The organism is Halanaerobium congolense, assembly GCF_004366375.1.
GTDB lineage: Bacteria > Bacillota > Halanaerobiia > Halanaerobiales > Halanaerobiaceae > Halanaerobium > Halanaerobium congolense.
The window spans coordinates 1-10069 of record NZ_SOEF01000056.1 but is presented as its reverse complement, the minus strand read 5'-3'; the positions used below and the strand labels follow the sequence as shown (position 1 = coordinate 10069).

Here is a 10069-nt window from a genome sequence, read left to right as displayed (position 1 = left end):
CATTCTGAATATTTTTATTATAATTAAAATTAGTGGTGATCTATTACTATTTACTTACATTTTATGGTAACTATCATATTTTATTTGACGTTATCAATAATTTATTTTTTAAGTTGAATATTTATTTGCTAATAACCTTTCAATTCTAAATTATTGATTATATTATTAATACTAATCCATACCAATATAAGCTCCCTTTGCTGCAGGAACTGCATGACGAACATAAAGTCCTAAAGTTCCACTGTTAAATTTAAACTTAGGCTTTTTCCATTTTTCTTTACGTACTGCTAATACCTTATCAATTTCTGCAGCCGATTTTTCTTCTCCATTCAGGCCAATGATATTTAGTTTTCGTCCCGGAATATCAATTTCTATTAAGTCTCCATCTTCAACTAAAGCAATTGGCCCGCCATCAACAGCTTCTGGAGAAACATGTCCGATAGCTGGGCCTCGGGTTGCCCCAGAATATCTTCCATCTGTGATTAAGGCTGTAGAAGTATTTAATACTTCATCTGAAGCTATTGCCTCACTGGTATAAAACATTTCCGGCATTCCACTTCCTTTAGGACCTTCATAGCGTATAATTACAGCATCACCAGAAACTATATCACCTGATAAAACAGCATCTAAAGCTTCTTCTTCAGTATCATAAGCTTTAATTCTGCCTTTGAATTGATGCATTTGAGGATCAACTGCTGAATGTTTAACCACAGCTCCCATTGGAGCCAAATTACCTTTAAGTACAGCTAAGGATCCTTCATCATTAATTGGAGATGAAGCTGGGTAAATTACATCATTTGGCAAATTTTTAGGTGCTTCACTTTTCATATAATCTAGATAGCTAAATTTATCAAGTTCTTCTAAGTTTTCTGCCAGAGTTTTTCCGGTAACTGTCATCTGATCTAAATGCAAATAATCTTTTAATTCTTTCATCACAGCCGGCAGCCCGCCTGCATACCAAAAATAGTGAGTTGGGTATTTACCACTTGTTTTTATGTTTGCAATAAAAGGTATCTTACGATGAATTTCATCAAATTGATCTAATTCTATTTCGATTCCAAACTCGTGTGCAATAGCAGGAATGTGTAAAAGGGCATTTGTTGAGCCACCAATTGCAGCATGAATCATAATAGCATTTTCAAAAGATTTACGGGTGACTATATCAGAGGGTTTTATTCCCTTCTTGACTAGATCTACTAAATAATGACCTGCCTCTTTTGTCATAATCTCTAGAGCTGGACTGGTTGAAGGAATTAAAGCAGCTCCAGGCAACGCTAAACCAAGTGCTTCAGACATTAACTGCATAGTAGAAGCAGTTCCCATAAACTGACAAGCACCACAGCTTGGACAGGCTGAATACTGATACTGTTTAAACTCTTCTTCGGTAATTTCACCTCTTTTGAGATCTGCAGAATAAGTTCCAATCATTTCTAAAGTTAAACCAGCTGGCCCAGGTGCCATTGAACCTCCTGGTATATGAATCGCAGGAAGATTGAGTCGTAAAATAGACATCAGATGGGCAGGCACCGACTTATCACAGCTGGAAAATAAAGCAATCCCATCATAAGGTGCTGCCATTGCCTGAATTTCAACCATATTTGCTATCATTTCTCTGGAAACTAATGAATAGTTCATACCATCATGTCCCTGAGCAATGCCATCACAAATATCTGAGGTTGTCATTCGACTTCCCATAACATCAATTTTTTTAAGTTCATTTTTTAGTGTACTTACATATTTATCTAAATGAAAACTTCCTGGATGACCATTACCATAAGTATTGGCAATTATAATCTGCATTTTATCTAAGTCATCTGCAGTCCAGTCCATTCCCATTCTTAAAGCATCTATTTCTGCTCCCTGTTTTCTTATTTCTTGACTTCTAAGCAATAAAACCATCTCCTTGGTAATTAAATGTTGATATCTAATATATCAGCTTTGTTATAATATTAGGGGGTATTCACCCCCCCTTTTGAAAACTATTTATTAAAAAAATCAACCACATTTTGTGCAGCTAAAACATCCATTTTTATAAAGATTTCTTCAGTAAAAGTTCCAACGTGAGGTGTTAATAATACATTATCACAATCTACTAAAACTGAATCAGTTTTAGGCTCAGTGTCAAAAACGTCTACTGCTGCATAAGCTATTAAATCACTATCTAATGCCTTTTTTAAATCTTTATTATTAACTACTGCTCCCCTAGCTGTATTAATTAAAATTGCTTTCTTTTTCATTTTTTTTAGTGCCTCATAATCAATTAAGTTTTCTGTATGTTTATTTAAAGGAACATGTAATGTTATTATATCAGCTTTTTGATATAACTCATCCAAACTAGAGTATTCCATTTCAAATTTTTCTTCGACTTCTAACTTTCTTTCAACATCATAATAAATGACATCTAAATCAAAAGCCTTGGCTTTCCTGGTTATTTCTTCACCAATATTACCCATACCAATAATACCCAGAGTTTTTCCTTCTAAACTATTTCCAAGTATCTTATTCCACTTCCCTTGATGCATCTCTTTGTTTAGAGGGATAATTCTTCTAGAAATATTTAAGATAAATGACATTACCAGCTCTGCTACAGGTTTTTCAACAACACCTAAAGTTCTTGCAACCTTGATACCTTTTTCTTCGGCATAATCAACTGCAACTGAATCAGTTCCAACACCTCTCCTAGCAATTATTTCTAAATTTGGAGACTGATCAATAACATTTTGTGATATTTCTTCTAAATCACAAATAATAGCATTCGCTTCTTTACTTAAAGAAATTATTTCTTCTTCCTTGTCTAAAAATTTATCATATTTATTTTCTATTACCTCAAATCCATTATCTTTCAATATCGTAAAAGCTTCGTCAGAAAACTTTCCAAAATATTCTGAGGTTATAGCAACTTTTTTTGACATTATTATGCCTCCTAAAATTTTTAATTTAATACTTAATTAATTAAATTCCTAGTGATGGAACAAATAATTTAGGAATATAAAAAGCGATATCCGGGAAAAATGCCATGAATATTAGAACTGCTAAAACAACCGCAATAAACATTATCACTGCTCCAAAAGAACGCTCAATCGACATATCTCCAATTCTAGCAGCAATTAAAAGACAAAGTCCATAAGGTGGAGTTACTAAACCAATGGCAAGTGTTACAATTACAACCATCCCTAACAAAACAGGACTTATACCTAAATTTATTGAGAGCGGCAAAATTACTGGTATAAATAAAATCATAGCTGGTATAGCATCCATAAATGTCCCAACAAATAAGAAAAAGAGAATAATGATTACCATAAATACCGAAGTTGATTGTATATGAGCAGTAAAGAATTGCTGCACAATAGTAGAAACCTGATAATAACCCATTAATTCTCCTAAAGCACTTGCAGTAGCTAAGGCAAATAAAGAAAGAGAACTTAAAGTTAAAGTATCTTCTAATATTCCCGGTAAATCTTTAAATTTAATAGTTTTATAATAGAACATACCAATCACAAATGTATATAAGGAAGCAAAAGCTGCAGCCTCAGTTGCTGTGTACCAGCCAGTTATAACTCCACCAATAATTATAATCGGTGTCATAAGAGCTGGAAAAGCTTCTTTTGCTAATCGTAATATTTTCTTCAAATTAGTTCTCTCATATTTTGGGTAACCACGCTTTAATGAGAGTATATAAATAACTATCATCATTCCCAGACCACTTAAAACTCCAGGAACAATACCCGCAATAAATAATTCACTGACAGATGTATTAGTTAAACCAGCATAAATAATCATCGGAATACTCGGTGGAATAATAACACCAATAGTAGAAGAAGCAGCTGTGACTCCAACTGCAGTTTCCTTGTCATAGCCTGTATCTATCATATTTGGAATTAAAACTTTACCTATCCCTGCAGTATCAGCCTGAGAAGCACCTGATATTCCGGCAAAAATCATAGACACTAAAACATTTGCATGGGCCAGTCCACCCCTAATATGACCAACAAGAGCAATAGAAAAGTTGATTAATTTTTTTGAAATCTCACCACTGTTCATTAAATTTGCAGCTAAAATAAATAACGGTACAGCTAAAAGAACAAAAGAGTTCAAACCATTAAACATTTTCATAACTACTGTAACTTCAGGAATATATGGGGCAGCTGAGATCCCTAAAAATGCTATAATTCCAATCACAAAAGCTATCGGCACACCAATAAACATTAAAAATAAAAATAAAGCAATTAGTCCAAATCCTAACATTATTCACACCTCTTCATTTCTTTATAAGCATCATATATATGGTCAATCATATATACACTCATACTGATCCCCATAATTGGAATTGAAATAAACATATATCCCATTTTAAAACTCTGTATAGAAAACCAATTATAATTCCAGAAATTCTGTGTTGCGATAATACCATAATAAATTAGAGCAATACTAAAAATTAATAAAATTGTATTAATAAATATAATTAAAATAGATTTGGCTTTACCAGTTAATTTATTAAAAAATAAAGTGAAACGGAAATGTCCTTCTCTATGTATCATAACCGATGCACCCATAAACACTGACCAAATAAAAGAATAATTAGCAGCTTCTTCTGTCCAAATTAAAGAAATACCAGTATATCTAGCAAACATTTGAATTACAATAACAAGAAAAAATAGTGATAAAAAAATCACTCCAAATGTAACCTGGATTTTTTCCATTATTCTAGTAATTTTCTTAATCATTGTTTCACCTCTTTTTATTCATAATAAAAATTTCATGTATTAAAAATTATTCATGTAAATAAATTAACTATTTATTGAAAAAATACTCCTAACAGGTTTTTACCTGTTAGGAGTGATTATCTTTAATTACTTAAGTTCTCTAATCTGTTCTAGTAATTCTGTTACACCATATTCTTCAGCTGCTTCATTCTGATAAGGTACAGCAGCTTCAATGAATGGTTCTCTATTAAGCAGGTTGATTCTGCCGCCATCCTGCATGAGAATTTTTTTGTACTCTTCTTCCTGAGCATATAAGGATGCTCTTTCAGCTTCTACACTAGCTTCTGCAGCTTCCATTAAAATTTCCTGCTGTTCAGCTGAGAAACTGTCAAACTTACGACCATTGATTAATAAGAATCTTGTTGTATAATCATGTCCAGTTTCAGATGTAAATTTACCATTTGCAGTCTTATGGTGATTCTGCTGTACATAATAAGGATATGCATTTTCAGCTGCATCTACAACATTCTGCTGAAGTGCCTGATATAATTCGCCCCAAGCTACAGATGTAGGAACTGCACCTAAACTGCTCCAGTAATCTGCAACAACACCAGAAGTCTGTGTTCTGATACTTACACCATCAAGATCTTCGATTTCATAAATTGGCTTTTTACCATAATAATGTCTTACACCAGCAGTCCAGTAACCAATCAATTTAAAGTCATTATTAGACTTTTCATTTACTATGTCTGCCATTTGAGCTCCTACTTCACCATCAACAACTTTTTCCCAGTGATCATAGCTATCAAACAAATATGGGAATGCAAATAACTGAATTTCATTGATACCGGTTCTGCTCATAAACCCAGGTGAAACTAATACAACATCTGCAGCACCAAGTTTAAGTTTTTCAACTAGCTCTGCTTCACTTGTACCTAAAGTACCAGCGTGTACTTCTACATTAATCGCACCATCAGAAAGTTCTGCAGCTTTATCTTTAAAAGCAAGCAGACCTACCTGATAAGGGTTTTCGGGAGAAGTCTGATTATGTGCAGCAACAATCTTTAATTCCTCTACAGCCATAGCACCAACAGAAAATACAGCGATTATTAATAAAGTGATTAAAACAATTGAAATTTTATTTTTTAACATAATTTCCCTCCTGATAATTAATAAAAGTTTTTATTAAAAAAACGACCAAAATTAAAATACCACCTCCTAAATATTTTGATTAAGGGATTATGAACTTATAGGCTTAACCCTTTATATATTAAATAATAGAATCTATTATTTAATTACTGTTTTGAATAGTAAAACAATGTTTTGTATTGAATCTATATAAAATATTCGCTGTAATTTTTAAAAATCCTTCTTTTATTTCTCAAAAACCCATAATCCTGTTGCAGGATTATCAATATAAAATATTTCTTCACTATTTATCTGGTTAAATCCATTTTTTAGCTGTTCTAAATTATATTTATTAATTGTTTTATCATAATCTAAATAATTAAAATTAACTTTCTCAATTTCATCTCTGCTAAGCTTAGGAGCAGCTAGTGAAATTTTAAACCTACCCTCTGAAGATCCATGAATTAAATGAGCGGCAGCAGAAAGATTATTTTTTAAATCATTGTTTTCTTTGAGATAATTAAGAACTCTTTCTGTTCCAACATATCCGTATTTGCGAATAAGTTGATCAATTTCTCTATCTTCCCCAAATTTATGAATACCGGGAGCAATAATAACCAGCTCTCCTCCGTCAGCTACGGCCATTCTGGTCCTATAAATTGCTTTAGCTCCAATCCAGGTGCTTTTAAATTTATCTTCTTTTAGAAAAACAACAATTTTTTTAGGTTGTTTTCTTATATTTATAATATTTTCTTTTTGACTTGCGGCAACAGCTTTTTCAAAACTATCTCTATCACTACCTGTAAAAATCCCCTTAATTTTTGTTAGTCCAGTCTTTTTGTCACTAATAGAAGAATTAACTGACATCAAATATAATATTGGTAGTTGGTCTAGAAACTCTTTTTGACAGTAATCATAAAGCTTTCTTACCGGAGAATGATCTTTACCCATAATATTTTCCATCCCAGCTAAGGCACCTAGAAAATGAGATTTATTAATAATTTGACTGCCTCCACAACCAACAACAATATTTTTAGTATAGTTAGCCATTCCTACAACCTCATGTGGAATTACCTGCCCTAAAGAAATTATAAGGTCATATTTTTCAGAGAAAATATTTTTATTTATTTCTAATGGAACAGCATCATTTAGCTGATCTTGAGAAAATTCTTTCATTTTTCTACTAGGTATTTCTCCGACTTTAATAGTATCATGACGCCAATTGTGTTCTAAAAAATCTTCAGGTGGTATTTTACCAAACATTGATTTAATAGCCTGCTTACTCATTGGATCATGAGTTCCTGAAGCAGGTAAAATATCAATATTCTCAACTCTATCTTTTAATTTAAAGTATAATTTTTCAGTTATAAGACCTAAAGAAGAAGATTTTCGTGTGTAATCTGGCGGAACTAAGAGTAAACTTTTTACATCACCTTCAATTACCTCATTTGAAAGCTCATTTAAATAATTATTAATAGCTGAATCACTTAAATATTCTTTTTTACTGATAACTTCAGATTTGATTTCTTGCATTATCAACTCTCCTATACTATACACTATTTGGAACTAAGCTCTCTTTTTGATTTCTGCATCTTCAGCAATTTTAACCCTATCTAAATGTTTAAATAAAATTTTGTATGCTTTTTCTTTCTTTCCTTTAAGAATACAATCAATCAAATCTATGTGTTCCTGTCTTGAAGTTTCAGAACGCTGATCATTTAAATAGCTAAAAAGCATAGTAAAATGATTAATCATCTTTAAATAACTATCAATTAAATAATTGTTATGTGAAGCAAAAACAATTTCTTTATGCAGTTGACTATCAAAAACACTAAAATGTTTATGATGACTTTTAAGAAATTTGTCTTTGAGTTCGACAATTTTTTCTTTATCAATCTGTCCAAAATAATTATTTAAACAATAAAGTTCATGCATTTTACGAACTTCTAAAATATCGTTAACCTCTGCCTCAGAAAAATTCTTTACGAAAAAACCAACTCTTGGTTTGTTTTCCACCAAATCCTCATTTGCTAACCTTCTCAAAGCGTCACGAACTGGCATTAAAGAAATACCATGCTCCTCAGCAATCCGCCTCGTATTAAGCTGTTCTCCTAATTCTACTTCTCGATTTAAAATCTGTTCTTTGATCAATGTATAAACTTGATCAGTTAAGCTTTTTTTATTAATAACCATAATAACACTTCCTATATATTTCTGTGATATATCAGATGCTCTATATTACATATTCAACACTGACAAAAAAATTCCTGCAAAAAAATAAACTTTTTTAATAAACCCGCATGTTTTCTCGTAGATAATCATAGATTTTACGTGCTGTTTTACCGCTGATACCATCAACTTCCTTAAGCTGCCAAATCTTTGCCTCCCTAATTTTAGCAAGTGAGCCAAAATGCTGTAGTAATGCATTTCTCCTGGTTTCTCCCACTCCAGGAATCTCATCTAGCATAGAGTGAGTCAACCTCCGTGATCTAAGTTTGCGGTGATAGCTAACAGCAAAGCGATGTGCCTCATCTCTTATCCGCTGCAGCAGCTGCAGAGTTGGAGTATGGTGCGGCAGAGTAATTGGTTCACTTTCCCCTGGCATAAATATTTCTTCTTCTCTTTTTGCCAGTCCAATGATTGGTAAATCTTCTATTCCTAATAACTCTAAAATTTCATAAGCCGCATTTAGCTGGCCTTTACCACCATCAATTAATATCAAGTCTGGCAGTTTTCTGTCTTCACGCAATAGTCTGGCATAACGACGTTCGACCACTTCCTTCATGCTGGAAAAATCATCAGGGCCCTCAACAGTTTTGATTTTAAAACGGCGGTAATCCTGTTTTGATGGCCGACCATTTTTAAAAACTACCATCGAAGCTACTGAATCCGTCCCCTGAATATTAGAAATATCAAAACCTTCAATATGATAAGGATCATTTTCCATTCCTAATATTTTTCCTAGCTTTTCAACTGCACCTGAAGTTCTCTGCTTCTCATATTTGCTGCGGATATCTTCTTTCTTTAGGTTCTGTTCAGCATTGCGCTCAGCCATCAGCAGCATTTTTTTCTTATCCCCTTTTTGAGGATATTGAATGCTCACATTTTTCCCTTTAAAATCTGCTAATCTCTCAGCCAGGAGTTCCTGATAATTGATTTTTGTATTTAAAAGCAGCTCATCTGGAATTCCAGCTGCCTGCTCATAATACTGCTGCAAAAATGAAGCCATAGTTTCTTCTTTACTTTCTTCCGCAGTTCCCTGAAGTATAAAATACTCCTGCCCAATTAAACGGCCATTTCTCACTAAAAGCAGTTGAGCACAAGCATTATCTTCTTCTCCCTGGACTAAGGCAGCTACATCCTGATCAATATTCTTATCTGTCATTACCTTTTGGCTTTCACTTAATTTCTTAAAGGCTTCAAGGGCATCTCGAAAACGGGCAGCCTTCTCAAAATTTCTTTCTGCTGCAGCTTCTTTCATCTTTTTTTCAACCTGCTGCTTTAATTCTGTTTGTCGTCCAGATAAGAAAAGACAGACCTGGTCAATTAATTCGTGATAATCTTCTTTACTAACCGCACCAATACAGGGACCCAGGCATTTATCTATATAATAATTTAAGCAGGGACGATCTTCCGGCTCATCAGCCTTTAACTCTTTTTTGCAGCTTCTGAGCTTAAAAATATCCTTAATTACATCCAAAGTTTTATATATTGCATCAACATCAGCAAAAGGTCCAAAATATTCTGCACCATCATTTTTTACAATTCTGGTTTTAAAAACTCGAGGAAAATCCACATTTTTGGTTACCTTTATATAAGGATAAGTCTTATCATCTTTAAGCCGAATATTAAATTTAGGCTGGTGCTTCTTGATCAGATTTGCCTCTAAAATATAGGCTTCTACCTCTGTATCAGTCATTATATAATCAAAATCATCTATATATTTAACCAGCATTCTGGTTTTATATGTCTGATCATTTTTACGAAAATATGATCTTATCCGGCTGCGGAGAGATTTTGCCTTGCCAACATAAATAATCATTCCAGTTTCATCTTTCATCAGATAAACTCCAGGTTGGCGGGGTAACTCCTTCAGCTGAGCTTCGATGTGTTCTTTTCTATTTTCATTGTCTGTCATTTTCTTTGACCCTCCTCGGGGCAAGCCCTCGAGGATTCCTGCTTCTTAGAAGTGGTAACCCACCATCTCCACAGGCTTAAAATCCTGTTAGCCCAACAGT

The 10069-nt window shown here is 33.2% G+C and carries 8 protein-coding genes; all 8 read right to left on the bottom strand.

The genetic code is table 11. The annotated features are described in order from the left end of the window. Nucleotides 1-171: 171 nt before the first annotated feature. Nucleotides 172-1890, bottom strand: coding sequence for a dihydroxy-acid dehydratase (gene ilvD, locus C7954_RS12955; protein ID WP_089721014.1), 1719 nt, complete (start codon nucleotides 1888-1890; stop codon nucleotides 172-174). 89 nt (nucleotides 1891-1979) lie between these two features. Next, nucleotides 1980-2912: a phosphoglycerate dehydrogenase gene (locus C7954_RS12950; RefSeq protein WP_110300762.1), complete on the bottom strand. Its 933-nt coding sequence runs from the start codon at nucleotides 2910-2912 to the stop codon at nucleotides 1980-1982. Between the two features lie 40 nt (nucleotides 2913-2952). Beyond that, entirely contained in the window at nucleotides 2953-4245 is a 1293-nt protein-coding gene (locus tag C7954_RS12945; RefSeq protein WP_110300761.1) for a TRAP transporter large permease, read from the bottom strand. Then, the gene (locus tag C7954_RS12940) at nucleotides 4245-4724 is read right to left on the bottom strand and encodes a TRAP transporter small permease (RefSeq protein WP_208292429.1); all 480 of its coding nucleotides are present in this window, start codon (nucleotides 4722-4724) and stop codon (nucleotides 4245-4247) included. Before C7954_RS12940 ends, C7954_RS12945 begins: the two co-directional genes overlap by 1 nt. Nucleotides 4725-4850: 126 nt before the next feature. After that, nucleotides 4851-5855, bottom strand: coding sequence for a TRAP transporter substrate-binding protein (locus C7954_RS12935; protein WP_110301337.1), 1005 nt, complete (start codon nucleotides 5853-5855; stop codon nucleotides 4851-4853). A 222-nt stretch (nucleotides 5856-6077) separates the two neighbouring features. Continuing rightward, nucleotides 6078-7364 (bottom strand): nickel-dependent putative hexonate epimerase, encoded by a 1287-nt coding sequence (locus tag C7954_RS12930; RefSeq protein WP_166635494.1) that lies wholly within the window; start codon nucleotides 7362-7364, stop codon nucleotides 6078-6080. Between the two features lie 33 nt (nucleotides 7365-7397). Beyond that, nucleotides 7398-8024, bottom strand: coding sequence for a GntR family transcriptional regulator (locus tag C7954_RS12925; RefSeq protein ID WP_110301338.1), 627 nt, complete (start codon nucleotides 8022-8024; stop codon nucleotides 7398-7400). Between the two features lie 94 nt (nucleotides 8025-8118). Continuing rightward, nucleotides 8119-9969, bottom strand: a complete 1851-nt coding sequence (gene uvrC / locus C7954_RS12920) for an excinuclease ABC subunit UvrC (RefSeq protein ID WP_089717644.1) — start codon at nucleotides 9967-9969, stop codon at nucleotides 8119-8121. Nucleotides 9970-10069 lie beyond the last annotated feature (100 nt).